The 19,231-nt window shown below is 38.6% G+C and carries 10 protein-coding genes; all 10 read right to left on the bottom strand.

Annotated features, from left to right (window positions below):
• Positions 1-9: 9 nt before the first annotated feature.
• Complete coding sequence (locus FLA105534_RS05355) at positions 10-3,018, bottom strand: SusC/RagA family TonB-linked outer membrane protein (RefSeq protein WP_173965002.1); 3,009 nt, start codon at positions 3,016-3,018, stop codon at positions 10-12.
• A 398-nt stretch (positions 3,019-3,416) separates the two neighbouring features.
• Positions 3,417-5,354 (bottom strand): family 2A encapsulin nanocompartment cargo protein cysteine desulfurase, encoded by a 1,938-nt coding sequence (locus FLA105534_RS05360; protein WP_173965003.1) that lies wholly within the window; start codon positions 5,352-5,354, stop codon positions 3,417-3,419.
• Positions 5,338-6,258, bottom strand: a complete 921-nt coding sequence (locus FLA105534_RS05365) for a family 2A encapsulin nanocompartment shell protein (protein ID WP_173965004.1) — start codon at positions 6,256-6,258, stop codon at positions 5,338-5,340. Before FLA105534_RS05365 ends, FLA105534_RS05360 begins: the two co-directional genes overlap by 17 nt.
• Before the next feature lie 684 nt (positions 6,259-6,942).
• Positions 6,943-8,598 (bottom strand): arylsulfatase, encoded by a 1,656-nt coding sequence (locus tag FLA105534_RS05370; RefSeq protein WP_173965005.1) that lies wholly within the window; start codon positions 8,596-8,598, stop codon positions 6,943-6,945.
• Positions 8,599-8,789: 191 nt separating this feature from the next.
• Complete coding sequence (locus FLA105534_RS05375) at positions 8,790-10,052, bottom strand: YeiH family protein (RefSeq protein ID WP_173965006.1); 1,263 nt, start codon at positions 10,050-10,052, stop codon at positions 8,790-8,792.
• A gap of 80 nt (positions 10,053-10,132) precedes the next feature.
• A complete protein-coding gene (locus tag FLA105534_RS05380) occupies positions 10,133-10,852 on the bottom strand; it encodes a thioredoxin domain-containing protein (protein ID WP_173965007.1) in 720 nt (239 codons plus the stop codon).
• 5 nt (positions 10,853-10,857) lie between these two features.
• Entirely contained in the window at positions 10,858-11,928 is a 1,071-nt protein-coding gene (locus tag FLA105534_RS05385) for a sterol desaturase family protein (RefSeq protein ID WP_173965008.1), read from the bottom strand.
• A gap of 195 nt (positions 11,929-12,123) precedes the next feature.
• The gene (locus tag FLA105534_RS05390) at positions 12,124-14,043 is read right to left on the bottom strand and encodes an arylsulfatase (protein WP_173965009.1); all 1,920 of its coding nucleotides are present in this window, start codon (positions 14,041-14,043) and stop codon (positions 12,124-12,126) included.
• 31 nt (positions 14,044-14,074) lie between these two features.
• Positions 14,075-15,547 carry a RagB/SusD family nutrient uptake outer membrane protein gene (locus tag FLA105534_RS05395; protein ID WP_173965010.1) on the bottom strand — a complete coding sequence of 491 codons (1,473 nt, stop codon included), beginning with the start codon at positions 15,545-15,547 and terminating at the stop codon, positions 14,075-14,077.
• Between the two features lie 16 nt (positions 15,548-15,563).
• The gene (locus FLA105534_RS05400; protein ID WP_173965011.1) at positions 15,564-18,695 is read right to left on the bottom strand and encodes a SusC/RagA family TonB-linked outer membrane protein; all 3,132 of its coding nucleotides are present in this window, start codon (positions 18,693-18,695) and stop codon (positions 15,564-15,566) included.
• Positions 18,696-19,231 lie beyond the last annotated feature (536 nt).

Here is a 19,231-nt window from a genome sequence, read left to right on the forward strand (position 1 = left end):
TTGATCGATTTAAAAATTGATATTTACTCCCATAGCGATAGTTCTGGCTGGTGGAGCCGAATAGAATTCCTCTCCAACATTAGGATTCGCTCTCGAGATGTCATCTCTTCGTGACTCAGGATCAGAACCTTTATAATTGGTAAAAGTCAATAAATTTACAGCTGTCATGTATACTCTTAAATTGCTCATTCCCATATCGCTTACTGTCTTTTTAGGTAATGAATATCCTAAAGTCAGGTTTCTTAAACGTATGAAATCTGATTTGCCAAGGTAACGGCTTGAATTTTGGGTACCGTTTGACCCTCCAAATCTTGCCTGAGGTACATTGGTAATGTCTCCCGGTTTTTGCCAACGGTCTAACTGATCGAGAGTCTGGTTGTCAAAATAATCGGCTGCTGTAGACTGATAAATTCCCGCAGTGTTATAAATGCTGGCTCCCCATTCTCCCTGAAATGTAAATGAAAAATCAACTCCTTTGTACAGGATCGTATTGGTAAGCCCTGACATTAAGGTTGGAAATGGATTCCCAAGAATGGTTCTTTGTGCTTGACTATAGTCATTAGTGGTACTTTTGTCAATAGTTCCATCGGCATTTTTTGTGTTTTTTACAAAAAGAGCATCTCCGTTTGCCGGGTCAACTCCTGCGTATTCTACCAGATAGAAAGATGAAATGTTTTCGCCAACTCTATTAATGGTGTAACTGTTAATTACATCTGCATTGTTATTAGGAAGCGTTTTTACTTTAGATTCATTTGTAGTTAGGTTGAAACTTGTAGTCCAGGTAAAATTTTCGGTTGTGATATTTTTAGTATTTAACGTAAATTCGAAACCACTGCTTCTGATTTTACCAATATTTTTACTGATAGTTCCATCAGGGCCGGCACCTGCGCTTTTTGGAAGCGGAGCATCAAAGAGTAGTCCGTCTGTATCTTTTTGATAGTAGTCGGCTTCAAAAGTAATTTTATCTAAAAAGCCCAGTTCGGCACCAAAATCGATTTGAGTTGATTTTTCCCAAGTTAGGTTATTATTTCCAGGTTGAAAGAATGTTAATCCGGATTTTAAATTATAGGGATTCGGGCGGTACAATTGGCGAGAGGCGAAATTTCCAATTTCGGCATTTCCTAATTTACCCCAGCTTCCTTTTATTTTCAAATAGGTTAAAACCGGATTCTCTTTTAGGAAATTTTCCTGAGAGATTACCCAACCGGCAGAAAGTGCAGGAAAAACACCAAAGCGTTCGTTTTTTCCAAAACGGGAAGAACCGTCACGACGAATACTGGCTTTGAAAAGGTATTTGCCGTCAAAGGCGTAATTTAACCTTCCAAATTGAGATACAAAGGCATAGTCGGTTTCGTTTCCAGCTCCGGCATTAACTTCCGCTCCGCCGTCGATCGTCTGAAAACCGTCATTTGGGAAATAGATACTGGTTACGTCCTGATACCTGCGGTTGTATTTGTTAAGTTCCATACCCGCAACAACATTTAGAACGTGTTTTTCTGCAAATGTTTTGTCGTAAGTAAAGTAGTTACTAAAAACATAATTTTCAGTATTTACTGAGGTAGCAAATACCTCACCGTCTGTTGCCATAAACGGAGCATTTTTTCCTTGCCAGTAGTCTTCTGTCTGAGTTAAATAATCGTAAGAGAAATCAGAATTGAATTTCAGACCTTTTACTATTTTAAGTTCGCCAAAAACTTTTCCGGTAAGTCTACGCATGTTCGTTTTCCAGAAAGTATTGTCTTTAGCTAATAAATAGTTAGCATATTCTGTATTTGGGTTTGCCGTTCCGTCTGCCAGTCTTGCTTGTGATACAGGAGACTGCGCTACGGATTGTAAAGGGGACGTAAAAGAGTTATCATCCTGAACTCTGTTGATGATGGCTCTTGAAAAACCAAGGTTCATCCCAACTGTAAATCGATCGGATACTTTATGAGATATGTTTGATCTTCCTGTTATTCTCTCCAGACTGTTGCTGTCGATAATTCCGGTTGTATTATTGTAAGCTCCTGAAAAGAAGTATCTGGTTTTGTCGTCTCCGCCGGAAACCGAAAAATCAGCATCAGTTGTATATCCCGTTTGAAAGGCGATATCCTGCCAGTCCGTATCGACTTCACCGTTTCTCCAGTTAGTTCCCTGAGCCAGACGATCTAGTTCTTCTTCTACCGAGGCTAAATCGTCAACATTTTTTCCGGCTTCACGCAATAGTTCTACGTATTGTTTTGAGTTTAACCATTTTCTTTTGTGAGTGGCTTCGCTAACACCTTGTGAGAAATTAAGGGTGAAAGTTCCTTTTCCGTCTTTCCCTTTTTTGGTAGTGATGATTACCACTCCATTAGCTCCACGTGCACCATAAATCGCTGCAGAAGAAGCATCTTTTAAGACGTCAATAGACTCAATTTCGTTAGGGCTCAAAGTTAATAATGGATTTGTTGGCGCTCCGTTGCTGGATTCGTTGTCTGTAATCAGGGGGATTCCATCTAAAACGTATAGTGGCTGTGTTCCGGCACTAATACTGGCAGCACCACGAACCCTAACATTAATACCACCTTCAACTTTACCATTTGTCTGAGTGATTTGTACACCGGCAAGTTTACCCACCAATGCATTTTGAACGTTTGAAACAGGTATTTGCTGGATATCTTTAGCCGTAACGCGGGCAATATTGTCCGTTAAATTCTTCTTAGTCTGTGTTCCGTAACCAACGACCAAAACGGCTTCGAGTTCATTTTGAGTTTCGACCAGTTGAACGGTCATTAAATTGGAGGCAGGAACATGTACAGTTGAGAAACTGACATAACTTACGGTTAGGATGTCTCCTTTTTTTGCTGTTATTTTAAAATTTCCGTCAAAATCAGTTTGAGTACTGATTTTTGTTCCTTTTACAAGAATGTTAACTCCCGGAAGCGGAATTTTTTTTGAGTCAGTAACTGTCCCTGTAATAGATCCTTCTTGTGCATTGACTGTTTGCATAAATAATGCAATCAATAGCCCTAAAAATAGCTTAAAGTTGATTTTCATTTTTCAATATGTTAGGATTAGTTCTCTCAAATATCTTAATTTTTTGTTAACGATTTGCTTTTGTTTAACAATAAAAATCACTTAAATAGTTATTTTTGTGTTATTTATAACATTTTAGCCCGAATCTAGAGCTTTCTCACAAAAAGAGTGAGTTTTATTATTTATAATGTAATCGATTTCTTTTTTATTTAAATTAAATAATGTGATTTAACAAAAAATAGGATTTGATTTCAAATATTATTGGTTTTGTGTGGTTATTTTTTAATAAGCTTTTTTTTCTTAACATAAAAAAAGCGACTGTCCGAAAACAATCGCTTTTGGTTATAATTACTCAAAATATCAAAAAAAGTAACTATTTTTTTAGAGAAGCCTAAGAAGACATTGCCCTGTATTATTTTTTAAAATCTAACTTTTTTAAGTTCCCATAAGGTTTTGATAAAAGTATCGACATCCTGGGTGGTATTGTAAAAAGCCAGAGACGGACGAACAGTAGTTTCGACACCCATTCTTCGCAAAATAGGCTGCGCACAATGATGTCCGGTTCGTACTGCAACACCTTCTTTATTTAAAGCTTGTCCCACTTGATCGTTTGTGTAGCCTTGTAAATTAAATGAAAGAACACTTGCTTTATTTGCTGCTGTACCTATCAATCGGACACCCGGAATTTCTTTTAGCAATTTTGTAGCATAGTTTAACAACTGATGTTCGTACTGACCTATCGCATCTATTCCTAGTTTTGTTACATAATCTATTGCAGCCCCAAGACCAATTGCGTCGGCAATATTTCCTGTTCCGGCTTCAAAACGATTAGGGGCTTTGTGGTATTTTATTTCCTCAAAAGTGACATCCTGAATCATGTTCCCACCAGATTGGTAAGGATGCATTTCATTCAGTAAATCTTCCTTTCCATATAAAGCGCCAATTCCCGTAGGCCCAAAAAGTTTGTGTCCGGAGAAAACCAGCCAGTCCGGATTTAAATCCTGAACATCAACCTTCATATGTGAAACCGATTGTGCACCATCAATTAGAACTTTTGCTCCAACAGCATGAGCCATTTCAATAATCTTTTTAGCCGGTGTTACAGTTCCCAATGCATTTGATACCTGAGTAAAAGCAACCAGACGTGTTTTTGAATTCAGCAATTTTGCATATTCATCCAGTAAAATTTGTCCGTCATCGTCAACCGGAATTACACGAAGTTTTAATCCTTTTTTATCTGCCAGACGTTTCCACGGAACAATATTCGCATGATGTTCTAAATTACTGACAATGATTTCGTCACCGGCAACTAAGTTATAATCACCCCAACTCTGTGCCACAAGATTAATACCTTCAGTAGCACCACGAACAAATACAATTTCGTTTACGGAGCCGGCATTCAGGAACGTTTTTACTTTTTCGCGGGCAGCTTCATAAGCATCCGATGCGCGTGCAGCCAATTCGTGAGCAGCACGATGGATATTCGAATTTTCATGTTCGTAGAAATAGGCAATACGATCAATAACCGATTGCGGTTTTTGTGTTGTGGCAGCATTATCAAACCAAACCAAAGGTTTTCCGTTTACGGTTTCTCTTAGAATAGGAAAATCTTTTTTGATGCGGTTAGCATCAAAATGGGAACCGGAAATACGACCAAAATCTTGTTTTTCAAAAGTATTACCAACGATTAAAATCGAATTTCTCTGATCAAAAGCAAACGGATTTTGTTCTAAAAAGTAGTACGAATTTGATATCTCTTTTCCGTTTAACGGAAGATTGGTACGTTTTATAAATTGTGTATCCACAAAAGCCAATGCTGCTTTTAATTCGGTTTCAAACGAAGAACCTTGGTTTTGAAAAGGCAGGTATTCATTATTTAAAAGCAATTTCGAAAAAATACTTTCTTCATTTAGCTGAGCGGCTCCGTTATTCCCGAAATTTTCGTCATAAAAACCGGTTTGCGGATTGTTGACATTTACATTATTTCCGTGTGAAATTCCTAATGGATTAGTTTCACTTTGAGGATCAAATCCGGCTCCGGCATTTGGATATAAAGCCGAAGCTCCTGAGCCATAATTAGCAACAGTTGGCGCTGCTCCAAATCCGCTAAATGCTGGTAAAGCAGTAGGTGAAGCTGGCGCATCCTGCAAGGGCAGGGCTGCCGGGTTGTGGCCACTGAAGTTCCCCGAATTAAGGAAGGTTTCTGCAACTTTTGTGGCACGGGGATGTTCATTACGATCAGGACTTAACGAAATCTCTTTGGGAAATTCGTTAGGTAACGTACTGAACAATTCGTTAGCCAAAAGCTGCAAATCCTCAATGTTGGGTAAACCGTTGTTGTTAGTATTTATACTCATGGTACTTTCCAATTTCTACATCTTCAAGAACGGCAATGGCATCGTCTACCAATACAGCCAGTGAGCAATATAGTGATACCAGATAGGATGCAATTGCTTTTTCATTTATTCCCATAAAACGAACTGATAATCCCGGTGATTGTTCGCCTTGTAATCCTGGCTGAATTAATCCAATAACACCCTGACGGCTTTCGCCTGTACGCAATAAAATGATTTTTGATTTTCCGTCTTTGATAGGCAATTTGTCGGATGGAATAAGCGGAATTCCTCTCCACGTTAAAAATTGAGATCCAAACAAAGAGGTAGTAGGAGGAGGAACACCACGACGTGTACATTCACGGCCAAAAGCTGCAATTGCCAAAGGATGTAGTAAAAAGAATCCCGGTTCTTTCCACACTTTTGTTAGTAGTTCGTCTAAATCATCCGGAGTTGGTGCACCGGTTCTGGTTTTAATAACTTGCGAAGGCGCAACATTGCTGAGCAAACCATAATCTTTATTATTGATTAATTCGCTTTCCTGACGCTCTTTAATGGTTTCGATCGCCAATCTAAGTTGCTCAGAAATCTGATTGTACGGTTTACTGTACAAATCTGAAACTCTTGTATGTACTTCAACAATTGTTTGAACTGCAGCCAGATTGTATTCTCTAGGATTATCGATATAATCGACAAAAGTATTGGGTAAAACCCTTTCGTCTCTTGCTGAACAATCTACTTCGATATGGCTTCCGTCTTTTACTTTATTCAAACGGAATACGCCCGATTCTACTGGTGTCCAATGCAAAAGATGCGTTAACCAACGTGGTGTAATTGTTCCAATTTGAGGAACGGTACGTGTTGCAATTGCTAATTGTCTTGCTGCAACATCTCCTAATGCTGTTTGTTGTTGTTTTGTTTCAGCCATGGCTTAATGGTTTAATGGTTAATTTATTTTTTGCTGTAGTATTTTAAGAACTTTCATTCGTAAAAAAACAATTTTATCGTACTAGTAAATTTAGTTTAAAACTAAAAACCCCCGAAATAAAAACCGTTTAATTTACAGTATAATAATATCTAAATTGTTGAATTATAAGGTTTATCAAGGTAGAACCTGCTTTTAAACGAATGATATTTTTGCTTGATAGGGTGATCCGGTTTCGTGCCCGTTACCAAAGAGAGGATCTGTTTGTGCTTGGGGATGAATTTCGATTTTAGGAATGAAATCGATTCAAAACGAAATAATGGAAGAATTAACGGCAGAAGCACATATAACAAAAAGTGTTATAGGTATATTTTTTTGGAAGGATATAATTCGATGTACTTGCAGTTGTTTTCAAAATGTAGTTCTTTAAATTTTAATCTCTACTAATTCTATAGACAAAGTTAAATTTAAAATAATAAAATCCAAAAGTTTTTTAAAATTTATTCAGATGAGTGCAAGAAAACAGGTAAAGTATAGGATAGTTGATGTTTTAAAATACTGATTTACAGTTGTTTGTTTTTGGTTGTTTTCGAATATAAAAAAAGACAGAAAAAGAAGTAAGAGTTGTTTTTTTACTTATTTTTCTGTCTTTTTAAATGCTTTATAAAATGTAAAAAGAAGCTTCAATTACTTTTTTAAGGCAGCGCCACCAGGCATAACTTCCTGTTTTAGTTTGAATTTGCTGTATTCTACAACTCCTGTCTGATCAGCCCAATCAAAGTAAGAAGCAGACAGTTTGTTAACAACAGCAGGGTTTTGTTGCGCTACATTGGTCGTTTCGCCACGGTCAGTTTCAATATTATAAAGTTCCCATTCGTATGACGGGTAAGTCGAAACCAGCTTCCATTTTCCATCGCGTACGGCTCTGTTTCCGGCTCTTTCCCAAAACAGTGGGGCTCCTCTGTTGACTTCCGAAGCATTATCGAATAATACCGGCAGCAGACTTTTTCCTGCTAACGGATTAGATTTTACACTATTGTATTCTTTTGGATATTCAATTCCGGCCAATTCATAAAAAGTAGGAGCGAGGTCAATAATATGTCCGGTTCCTTTATCTATTCGTCCGCTTTTTATTTTCGAAGGAAACCAGGCAATAAACGGAGAACTGAAACCGCCTTCATGCATATTGTTTTTGTATTGCTGCAAAGGCGTATTAGACAAATAGGCCCAGTTTTGCTCCTGATAATCAAAGGAACCCGAGGTTCCAATTGGACCATCATTTCGGACTAAGCCTCTTCCTAAAGGATTGTAAGTGTTAAAGCCACCCTGTGCACCATTGTCTGAAATAAAAATAATGAGGGTGTTTTTATCTTTTTTTAATGCTTTTAGTTTGTTTAGAACTTTACCCACATTTTGATCCATGTTGTCAACCATTGCGGCGTAGACCTCCATTTTGGCTTTCCAGAATTGTTTTTCATCATAAGTCAGTTTGCTCCATTCGGGAACTTCAGGATCTCTTGACGATACGGTTTGATTGGCGGGTAAAATACCGTTTGCTTTTAATCTTTCAATTCTTTTTTCTCTAAGAACATCCCAGCCTTCGTCAAACTTTCCTTTGTATTTGGCAATGTCTACTGGTTTTGCCTGCAATGGCCAGTGTGGTGCCGTGAAGGCTAAGTACAGGAAGAAAGGTTTATTTTCTTTGTTTTGTTCATCCAGAAAAGACACGGCATTGTTTCCGATCTCGTCTGTAAAATAATACGAATCGTCTTTTGGGTGAAGCTCTTCATTATTTAGAAGCAATTTTACCGGATAAGGTGTTTTTCCGAAAGGCAAAGGTTTGGCGTCAAAATAACTGGAAGCCCCTTTTAAGATTCCGTAAAACTTATCAAAGCCTCTCTGATTGGGCCATTGCGACTGATCTAGAGAGCCTACATGCCATTTTCCCGAAAGCAAAGTGCTGTAACCTCCGGAACGGAAAACCTCGCCCAATGTTAAAGACTCTTTGTTCAAATAACCCTGATAGGCGGGAAGTCCCAGGTTAATATCAAAAAATCCCATTCCGGCCCTATGCTGATATTGCCCTGTTAGCAACGAGGCTCTGGTAGGTGCGCAGATGGAGTTGTTGTAAAATTCGCGCAGACGCAAACCTCCAGTAGCCAGTTTGTCGAGATTTGGTGTTTTAATTTCGGAGCCGTAATTTCCTAAATCAGAATATCCCATATCATCCACCATAATCAAAATGATATTTGGTTTTGAAGAATCAGCCGTAGTTTTATTTTGTGCGGAAACTAAAAGCACGGTCGAAAGCAGTACGTTTAGTGTAAGAAGTGTTTTTTTCATTTTAATTCATGTTGTGAGTTGCTGAGGTTGGTTTTATCTTTTGTTGAATTGGTTTAAGACATATGAACATAGCTTTAAAAAAGTAGAGTAAATTATGGTTTTTTAGAACAACTCTGCGATTTATTTTTAATGAAAGGTGTTTTAGGTACAATAAGTTACGTTTTAAAGTGTTCGAAAAATGATTCAGATTGTTATTCTTTAAAAAGTAAAAAAGCAATGATGAGCGTGACAATGATATTGAATAATTGTGCTATTAAAAAGGCATATAGAGGTTTTCGGCTGGTATTGCCCAGTAAATCTTTAAATTTGGTTTCCAGTCCGATACTGGTAAAAGCCAGGGCAAACCAAATGCCTTGCAGGTTTTTTAAGCTGTCTTTTACTTCGTCTCTGACCTCGGCAGTTAAAAGAAATGAAAATAGGAGTGAAGCGGCAATAAAACCGATAACGAATTTTGGAAAACGCTCCCATATAACAGCTAAGGTTGGTTTTGTGGTAACAGCTTCTTCCGATTTGTTCTGAGTGTAAGTCCAGTAAACGGATATGGCAAAAGCAGCCAATCCTAAGAGTACATTTTGAGAGAATTTGACAATTGTACTAATTTTTAAAGCGGTTTCGCTTACCAAGGAGCCTGAAGCGACAACGGCTCCCGAAGTATCAATACTGCCGCCCAGCCAGGCTCCGGTTACTTCTTCAGGAAAGTTGAAATGTTTAGCAATTATAGGCATGAAAATCATCATGGGTATTGCAGTGACCAAAACAATAGAAATCACGTAAGACAGTTTTTTTGAGTCGCCTTTGATGGCACCCGAAGTCGCAATTGCCGCGGAAACTCCGCAAATCGAAACCGCGCTGGAAATCATCAGGGTTAATTCATCATCAACTTTTAATTTTTTGCACAGCCAGAAGGCAAAGTACCAAACCGACAGTACAACCACTAAAGCCTGAACAAGCCCTAATGAACCGGCTTTTAGAATGTCTGAGAAAATAACAGTGGTTCCTAGTAATACCAAGCCAATTTTGACAAATACCTCTGTTGAAAGAGAGGAACGAAACCACCTTGGAAGGATGAAAAAATTACCCAGACAGAGACCTATGATTAAACTAAAAATCACCGCTTCCAGATTTAGTCCTTTTAGGATTGTGTTTCCGGAGATAATTAAAGCTAAAATTGTTAAAGAATATACTATTGGAAAACCCAGTAGAAAGTTTTTGACCGATTTTCCAATTAAAAAAGCACCAAGTGTTCCAATCGCAATCAGGTATAAAAATTGTAAGCCAATGATTTTCAGGTTTCCGGAATTAAACACGTTCACTAATAAATCGGTTTCGGTTGACCATTTGAAAACAGGGATCTCAGGCAGAAAGATAAAAAGAGAAATTCCGATGATTATAAATCCAAGGACTACGACCGTCCAGTCTTCGTGTAGGGTAAATTGTTTGTTTTGGGTTGACATTTTTAAGGGTTGTTTTTACTGGATTAAACCCGACAGGTTTTTGAAACCTGTCGGGTTTGTATGCGATTATTTAGCGATTTTTATTTGGAAGCCAAAGCAACATCAACATCATTTTTGAGATCTCCCAGACCTTCTTTTTTGAAAACGATTTTTCCTTTTTTGTATAATATCAAAGTTGGGAACACTTTTACGGTTTTCAAATCGGCTATTACTTGCGGGCTGTCTTCCAGATCAATTTCAATGATTTTTAGATTTGAGCCGTATTGCGCTCTGATGGTTTCTAAAACAGGTTTTACTTTTTTGCAGGCGCCACAGTATACAGAACCAATATCAACAAGAACGTCATTATTTTCAGTTATGATTTTATTGTATTCGACTAAGGTTAATTTACTTTTTGAATTGGAGTAAAAAGGTTTTCCGTTTCCAATCCAATTGGCAATTCCGCCCTCTAAACTGTAGGCTTCTTTAAAACCGTTTTTCAGCAATTCGTCTGCAAGCCAGACACTTCTTCCTGCTCCAATAGAATAGGTGAAGACTGGCCTTGTTTTATCTAATGAGGCGATACGCTTGGCGTAATCTTTTGATTCCAGATTGAAATTTTGAGCACCATTGATGTGGTTCAGTGCAAATTCTTCAGGACCACGTGCGTCAATGATCTGCGGTCTTTTTTCGCTTTGAATTTTAGCATAAAAAACATCTAAAGAAACGGTGTTGGATGCTTTTTGCTGTGCAAAGCCAATTCCGGAGAAAAACAGTATCACGATCGCAATACTGTTTTGGATTAATTTATTTTTTTTCATGATCTTTAAGATTGAACCTGCTCATAATAAGCCGGATTTGGAATCGTATTTTCTACTTTCTGACGAACCGGAACAGCTAGTACTCCTTCGGCCAAAGCGCTTCCTTCTTTTTTGGATTTGAAAATTGGCCAAAGAAATTGTGCATACCATTCTTCTTGCTTGTACGACTTCATTCCGTATGATTTTGGGAATTTTCTAGTGATCAAACCTGTTCCGAAAATGATATCCCAGATGAAAAACATATTTCCGAAGTTCCCTTTGAAATGTCCAACACCGTCTCCGCTAGTGTCAGCATGATGCGCGTGATGGGTTGCCGGAGTCGAAATTAAACGTTCTAAAACCCATGCAATTGGATGTAAAACTTTGTATTTGTAAAATGGTTTGTCCCAGGCAATACTCGAGTGAGCTCCGAGAGTAATCAGGCTTTTGATGACCAATACAAACAAAGCCGGTAATCCTAAACCCAAATAGGTTAAAGTAGCGGTTAGGTAAATCTGAGAGAAGAAGATCGTGTAAATAAAGTTTTGTCTGGATGCCATTGCCATACCCATGTAAGGTGCGGAATGGTGCGTTCGGTGAAAACGCCATAAAAAAGGAACCTGATGGTGCAGACGGTGGTACCAGTATTGCGTTAAATCATCGGCTATTGCGATAAGGAAAAAACCTCCCCAAAACGGAACCCACGAAAGCGTGTTGGCAAGATTAGGGATTAAATACGGTAATGCAGTCAGACTAAAAAAGGCAATTACCGGCGGCAAAAGCAATTTGGGAGCCAGAAAACAAACGATATCGACTTTACGCTCTTCGCCTGTCCATTGGTCATCGTACAAACCTGCAGTAAATTCGATAGCTCCGAGGATCAACATAAAAGCAGTTAAACCCCAGGTTCTGATGTTTTCGAAAGCCGGTTTTGCAAATTCTAAAAATGACGGTAACGTAAGATGAGATTCGGTGACCAAACCATTCGTTAGTTTGAAATAAAGAAAAATTGCCACGACAGGCAGTGAATAAATAAGGAGACTAATGCTTAAATCTCTGGTAAGTTTGCTTTTTGAATTATAAGCTGTTGTTGCCATGATTTCTTATTTTAAAAAGTTATTAATTAATGTTAAACCGCCCGCTAGAATAATTAGCGGAACTAAAAAAATAATCGCTCCCACGATGATTTTTTTTCCTATAATTTCAAAATCTACTTTTTTCATAATGATTTAAATTAAAAGCGATTCAGGTTTCAATATGTTGCCAAAAGACCCGAATCGCTATTGGATTTATTATTTAGAATTTCCGGGTCTGGTCGCTTGCTGAATCAGATCCTGTAGTGTTTTGCCTTTGTCGGCTGTAGTGTTGTGTATTCTTCTGTTGTATACATCCTGCCAGTCAATCAACGGATAAACATTGTTTTCTTTGGCTTGTTCTTCAAACAATTTTTTTAGTTCGGCCAATTTTTCCGGGTATTTTTTAGCAAGGTCATTGCGCTCGTTGAAATCTTCGTTGAGGTTATACAACTCCCATACATCAGCATCGAAATTGCTTTCGGCAGGTTTTTCATTTTTACCCAACGATTTTTTTACAGCAAAAGAATCCGGCAGGTGTGCCGCTCCTGCTTTCCAGCCATCTTTGTAAATAGCTCTGTTTCCAAAAATATAGTAGTATTGAATATTGTGTAAAGATGGCGTCTTGGCATCATTCAGTGAAGCGTAGAAGGTTGACCCCTGCAGAGCATCCTGTTTTACTTCTCGGATATATTCCGGAGCTTTAATTCCTGCAATGTCCAAAGTGGTTGGAAGCAAATCGGTTACGTGACTGTACTGGTTTCTGACTCCGCCTTTTTCTTTAATTCCCTTTGGGTAAAAAACAATCAACGGATTACGCGTTCCCCCTTCAGATTGTGCATCTTGTTTCCAGTTTTTAAAAGGAACATTTGTTGCCTGTGCCCATCCTAGTGGATAGTTGGTGTTCAGTCCTTTTGAAGTTCCGATTTCTCCAATATTGTTTAGATTTTTCTGTAGATTTTCTTCGTCAGATCCACCCTGAGCAAACAAACTCTGATTGATTGTACCTTGTGTAGTACCTTCTTTACTGGCGCCATTGTCACCAATTGCAACAAAAATTAAAGTGTTTTCCAGCTGATTGGTTTGTTTTAGATGCTCGACAATTCGTCCAATTTCGTGATCGGTATAGGTCAGATATCCGGCATAAACTTCCATGAATCTGGCGTAAACTTTCTTTTGATCCGGTGTTAGTTTTTTCCAGTCGGTAATCAGCGGATTACGTTCCGGTAAGATGGCATTAGCAGGAACTACACCCAGTTTTTTCTGGTTGGCCAGTACTTTTTCGCGATAAGCATCCCAGCCTTCATCAAATTTTCCTTTGTACGCATCGCTCCAGGATTCTGCCACCTGGTGTGGTGCATGAACCGCTCCGGGAGCATAGTATAAAAAGAAAGGTTTGTCGGGTGCAGCTTTATGCTGTTTGGTGATGTAGCTGATGGCTTTATCCGTAATCTGATCGGTTAAGTGTCTTCCGTCAGGTGTAACATGTGCGTTGTCTTCCACCAGATCAGGTTTATATTGATCGGTTTGTGATCCTAAGAAACCGAAAAAGTGTTCGAAACCTTTTCCGGTAGGCCATCTGTCGAAAGGCCCTGCATCGGTTGCTTCTTCATCAGGAGTCAAACCGTATTTTCCCACGGCAAAAGTATTGTATCCTTTGTCTCTTAAAATTTCGGCAATTGTTCCTTTATCAGATGGAATTCTTCCATCCCAACCCGGGAAACCTGCTGATAAAACGGTATGTGAAAATCCGCTTACGTGTACTTTTCCTGAATTTCTTCCGGTTAAAAGAGCGGCACGGGTAGGGGCACAAATAGCAGTGGTGTGAAAGTTGGTGTATCGTAAACCATTATTAGCCAGATTATCAAAAGTTGGCGTTTGAATTAAACCTCCAAAAGCGCTTGAGGCTCCAAAACCAACATCATCCAGTAAAATCCAGACAATATTTGGTGCGCCTGCAGGGGCTTTCACAGGATCTGGCCAATATTCTTTAGAATCGGCCAGCGTTTTTCCGACAACACCTTTAAAATCAGCATTCGGATTGTTTTGCGCAAAACTCAATTGTGCTGCAAGCAGTGCAGTAAGTAAGAGTCCTTTTTTTGGGCTCGTACTTTTACCAGGGTATTTGAAATTTTTCATAATTTATTCGTTTTTTTAGTGGTGGTTTTAATTAATATCCGGGGTTTTGAGGTAATCCAACAGGATCAATATTTCTTTCACTTTGTGGAATCGGGTATAAATTATTTCGTTCAGAAACGGAATTTTTCGCCAGTACTTTTTTGACTTCGGTAACCAAAGTTCCCCAACGAACCAAATCAAACCAGCGTTGACCTTCCTGAACAAATTCTTTTTTACGTTCTTCTTGCAGAGCTGCTCTAAACGTTGTTTGTGTTAATCCTGCTAAGTCTACTGTTGCATCAGGTGTGTTAATCGGTTTTCCAAAAGCCCTTCTTCTTACCTGATTGATTAGCTCATAGGCTTCAGGTGTAGGTGGTCCCTGTTCGTTTATCGCTTCCGCTAAAGACAGTAAAATATCGGCATAACGAATTATCGGAAAATTGATTGAGACGTTAGACGGAGTGGCCAGATTGGTTAAATCCAAATATTTTTTAAATATTGGCTTTGGAAAAGTATAAACGTTTGCTGTACCGGGAACAGCTAATTGTTTGGCATAACTTACATCTCGTCTGGTGTCTCCGGTGGCATAAATATCATAAAACAAAGCAACATCCGAAATAATATCGGCAGGTTCTGTAGCAGTGAATCCGGTAAAAGAAGTGGCCTGAAAAGTACTTCCGCTAGATCCGTTTCCGGCTTGGTTGGGTTCAAACTGAACAGAGAATATATGTTCCTTTCCGTTCTTTTTGGTTTTCGTGAAAATATCCTGAAAATTTTCGAAAAGAGTATATCCATATCCACCGTTGATCACTTCTCTGGCTTTTAAAATAGCATTCGGATAGTCTTTTCTGGTAAGATAAACCTTTGTTAGAATTGCTTTTGCCGCTCCTGATGTAGCACGTCCCGCATCTGTTGCGGCATAAGTAGACGGCAGGGCCTCAGCATCTTTTAAATCTGAAATAATTTGGGTATAAACTTCTGCTACAGTGGCTCTTTTCGACTTTAAACTTTCCAATTGAATAGAAGTAGGCTCGTGCAATACAATAGGAACTCCGCCCCAAAGACGTACTGCCTGAAAATACAATAAGCCTCGGATGAATTTAGCCTCGAGAATCAATCTGTTTTTAACAGCGTCTGAACCGGCTACTTTTGGTATATTATCGATAGCAACATTGGCTCTGTTTATTCCGGCATAGATTTGACGCCACGCTACCTGAACACGATCGGAAGTTGCATCATGAGTCAGGCTGCTTAAAGCTCTCACCTGCGGATTGGTTGCCGAAACTCCCGCTGCAGCATAATCAGAAGCCATATCGGTCAGGAAATATAAGTTTCTCCCAAACAAACTCTGCTCTCCCGGATCAAGACTTAGTGAAGCATAGACAGCTGTTACACTTGCTACAGCATCGTCTTGTGTTTTAAAGTAGTTGTCTTCGGTTACAAATGAGGTAGGTGTGACCTCTAAATCGGTGCACGATACCAATAGTCCGGCACTCAATAGGAATGTTATAAAAATCTTTTTCATTTTATTTTTTTTTTACTTAAAAAGTTACGTTCAGGCCCGAGATGAATGTTTTTGAATTGGGATAAGCACCAAAATCAATTCCCGGATATAAGTTGTTTTGTTCGTAGGAGCTTACCTCAGGATCATATCCTGTGTATTTGGTCCATGTAATTAGGTTTTCGGCAGAGACATAAAATTTGATGCTTTTAGCTCCCAGTCTTTTCGAAAGGCTTTTTGGTAAAGTATAACCTAAAGTGATTAATTTTAATCTCAGGAAAGAAGCATCCTCAACATAACGTTCGGAAACAATTCCCAATGGAGAACTGGTTGCTCTCGGAACTTCATTGCTTGGATTTGTAGGTGTCCAACGATCTTCTAGTGTAACGTTGGCATTCGTACCCAGTGTAGAAATTTCCAATTGCTGATTTAAAGCATTGAATATTTTACCGCCATAAGATCCCTGGAATGAAAAATTAAGATCAAAGTCGCGATAGGAAACCGTGTTGCTAAAACTTCCCACAAATTTTGGTTGTGAACTTCCAAGATTTCCTTTGTCAAGAGCTGTAATTACACCATCTCCGTTAGTATCTACATATCTTCGGTCTCCAACTTTTGTATTGGCTAAACTGTTGATTTTAGGCTGAGTATTGACTTCTTCCTGCGTCTGGAAAATACCATTGGTTTTGTATCCCCAAAAAGTTCCCAAAGGCAGTCCTACTTTTACGGTTACCGGTTGTTGTTGCAATAAAGAACCGTTTGGTACTACAGGAAAAAATTGATCCACGCCATTTCCAATAGAAACGACTTTGTTTTTATTGGCAGAGAAAACAATGTTAGAATTCCATGAAAAGTTTTCTGTTTTTAGGTTTTCGGTAATCAGACCAATTTCAAACCCTTTATTTTCAACCCCTCCAATGTTTTGTAGTACAGTTGCATATCCTGAGGTCAACGGAATTGGTACATTGATCAACAAATCGTTCGTTTTTTTGTAGTATACATCAAAAACAAAATTGATTTTACGGTCTAACAAGGATAAATCCAATCCAATATTGTATTGATTTGTTTTTTCCCACTTCAGGTCCGGATTGGCTAGTCGGGTAGGAGCTAAACCAGTTTGCAGAGTTCCTCCGAAGGAATAGTTTACAGAAGCCATTTGTGCAAGAGAAAGATAATTTCCAATTTCCTGGTTACCGGTTGTTCCGGCAGTTATTCTTAGTTTAGCTTCGGTTACGCCTTTGATATTACTTGCAAAAGATTCATCGGTAATATTCCACGAAAATCCTGCTGACGGGAAATACCCCCAAAGCGACTTCGAACCAAATCTTGAAGATCCGTCTGCACGGGCAGAAAGCGTAAAATTGTATTTTCCTTTATAGGAATAATTAACTCTGGTTAGCCATGATTTTAAAACACTTTCGAAAGCATCGGTATAAGGTTTTAAAGGCACACCATCCTGTAAAGCATTGTAAGTATTGGCGTCATTGACAAAAAATTGAGCTCCCGCGTTCACAACTTCACCTTGTGTATATTGAAGAGTATATCCGCCCAAGGCTGAAAATTTGTGGTTTTCACCAAAATTAGTGTTGTAGTTCAAGGTGTTTTCATTCAGTACAGAGCTTACTAAGCGGTCTCCAACCGAGCCAAAACCTTTAGTTCCTGCACCTGTAGTGGTAGTTGCCGGTGCATAGTAATTTTGCTTGGTATTGATCACATCGCCACTAACAGCCACTTTTGCGGTTAGTTTTTTGGTGATTTTGTATTCGCCAAATAAACTGGTCAGGATTCGGTTGATTTTAGTTTCGTTGGTCGTACTAACAAGGTCATTTATTGGGTTAGCAATGACTCCGTTAACAGCTGTTGCATAAGGATTATTGGTCAGGTTATAGCTTCCGTCGGCATTTTTAATCGGAACTACCGGTGGCTGATACAAAGCGACAACTAGCGGATTAGGTTGTCTTCCGGCAGACGAACCACCATTGGTACCAATACCATTTGCAACCGAATTGCTGTAGTTGGCATTTACTCCAAATTTAAAATTTTGAGAATAGTTTCTTTCGTAGTTGACACGTAACGAAATACGCTTAAAATCAGAGGCAATTACAATTCCATCCTGTTGAAAATACCCTGCCGAAATTGCATATCTTGAGCGATCATCACCTCCTGAAAACGACAATTGATGATTCTGAATAGGAGCTGCCGTTCTAAAAGCAGCCGATTGCCAGTCGTATCCTCCCGAAGTTTTTAAAGCTTCGATCTGAGCAGCAGTAAAAGAAGGAGCCTGGCCAATACTGGCCTGAACATCATTGCGCAGGCTTGCCCATTGGCTTGCGTTCAGTAAATTTAGTTTTTTCGATACATTCTGAAACCCAACATAACCCTGATACGAAATATTGTCCTGACCCTTTGTCCCTTTTTTAGTGGTGATGATGACCACACCATTTGCCCCACGGGAGCCGTAAATTGCCGTTGCAGAGGCATCTTTTAGTACTTCAATAGATTCGATATCACCCGGGTTAATCGTTGAAAGGACATTGATAGTCGCTCCCGCATTCGAAACCCCTGCTGTGCTATTGTTATTGTCGTTGTAAATTAAAATTCCGTCAACTACATAAAGTGGTTCATTACCAGCCGTAATAGAGTTTCCTCCTCTGATTCGTACACTGGAAGAGGCTCCGGGACGTCCCGAACTTTGTGTGACTACCACCCCCGGTATAGCACCGCGCAGTAAGTTATCTGCCGATGAGGTTACCTGACTTAAATTGGCTTTAGGTACAGAGGACACAGCCCCTGTAATGTCTTTTCTCTTTTGAGAGCCATAACCAACAACTACTAATTCGTCCAGTTCCTGACGTTCTTCTTTTAGATGAATGGTAATTGGATTTTTTTCGACTATAATCTCTGATTTTTTATATCCAATATAAGTTACGATTAAAGTATAAGGGAATTTCTGTCCGGTTTGAAAGTAAAATTTTCCTTCGGCATCTGTCTGAACACCGTGAGTAGTTCCTTTAATAATAACAGAAGCACCAATAATAGGTTGGTTGGTAATGTCGTCTAAAACTGTTCCATCCAGTTTTGATTGTATCAGAGGTGTTGTATTTTGGGCATTAATTCCTGCCGATAGGAGCAGGAGAAACAAGAATGAGTATATTTTTAATTTTTTTTTCATTTCTTTGTACTGGTTTAAGTAATTAACAAGAAGCCTTGAAAGTTGAATTTTCAACTCTCTAATGGAATTCTTGATTTAGTGATAAATGTTCTTTAAGCCTTGCCATTTCTGTTGCCGCAGAAATGGCTTTTTTTATTTACAGCAACAGCCTTGCATATTTTTCATTTTGTTTTTTTTAGTTGTTAATTATTTTCTTTTTTAAAGTATAGGTATAGTTTCAGTACTCCTTTTGATACAAATGAATGCATCAAACTGACTTGGAAGTTTCAATAAAAATTTTGTGGTGTATTTAAAAATTCGCTTTAAAATGATTCGGTACAAAAAGGAATCGAATGCAAACGAAAAAATTGCTGAGGTTTAGCAACAGAAGCACATATAACAAAAAGTGTTATAAGTATATTTTTTAGGAAGAATGTAATACGATATGCTTTCGGTTGTTTTCAAAATATAGTTTTTTTGGTTTCAAATATTATTTTAATCTCTACTAATTCTATAGACAAAGTTAAATTTAAAATAATAAAATCCAAAAGTTTGGT

It is taken from the genome of Flavobacterium collinsii (assembly GCF_902804485.1).
In the GTDB taxonomy this organism is placed as follows: domain Bacteria; phylum Bacteroidota; class Bacteroidia; order Flavobacteriales; family Flavobacteriaceae; genus Flavobacterium; species Flavobacterium collinsii.

Bases quoted from the DNA above. Each gene is read 5' to 3' on its own strand.
- FLA105534_RS05385 (WP_173965008.1), bottom strand. From the start codon at position 11,928: ATGGCAACAACAGCTTATAATTCAAAAAGCAAACTTACCAGAGATTTA.
- FLA105534_RS05355 (WP_173965002.1), bottom strand. From the start codon at position 3,018: ATGAAAATCAACTTTAAGCTATTTTTAGGGCTATTGATTGCATTATTT.
- FLA105534_RS05400 (WP_173965011.1), bottom strand. From the start codon at position 18,695: ATGAAAAAAAAATTAAAAATATACTCATTCTTGTTTCTCCTGCTCCTA.
- FLA105534_RS05390 (WP_173965009.1), bottom strand. From the start codon at position 14,043: ATGAAAAATTTCAAATACCCTGGTAAAAGTACGAGCCCAAAAAAAGGA.
- FLA105534_RS05375 (WP_173965006.1), bottom strand. From the start codon at position 10,052: ATGTCAACCCAAAACAAACAATTTACCCTACACGAAGACTGGACGGTC.
- FLA105534_RS05365 (WP_173965004.1), bottom strand. From the start codon at position 6,258: ATGGCTGAAACAAAACAACAACAAACAGCATTAGGAGATGTTGCAGCA.
- FLA105534_RS05370 (WP_173965005.1), bottom strand. From the start codon at position 8,598: ATGAAAAAAACACTTCTTACACTAAACGTACTGCTTTCGACCGTGCTT.
- FLA105534_RS05360 (WP_173965003.1), bottom strand. From the start codon at position 5,354: ATGAGTATAAATACTAACAACAACGGTTTACCCAACATTGAGGATTTG.
- FLA105534_RS05395 (WP_173965010.1), bottom strand. From the start codon at position 15,547: ATGAAAAAGATTTTTATAACATTCCTATTGAGTGCCGGACTATTGGTA.
- FLA105534_RS05380 (WP_173965007.1), bottom strand. From the start codon at position 10,852: ATGAAAAAAAATAAATTAATCCAAAACAGTATTGCGATCGTGATACTG.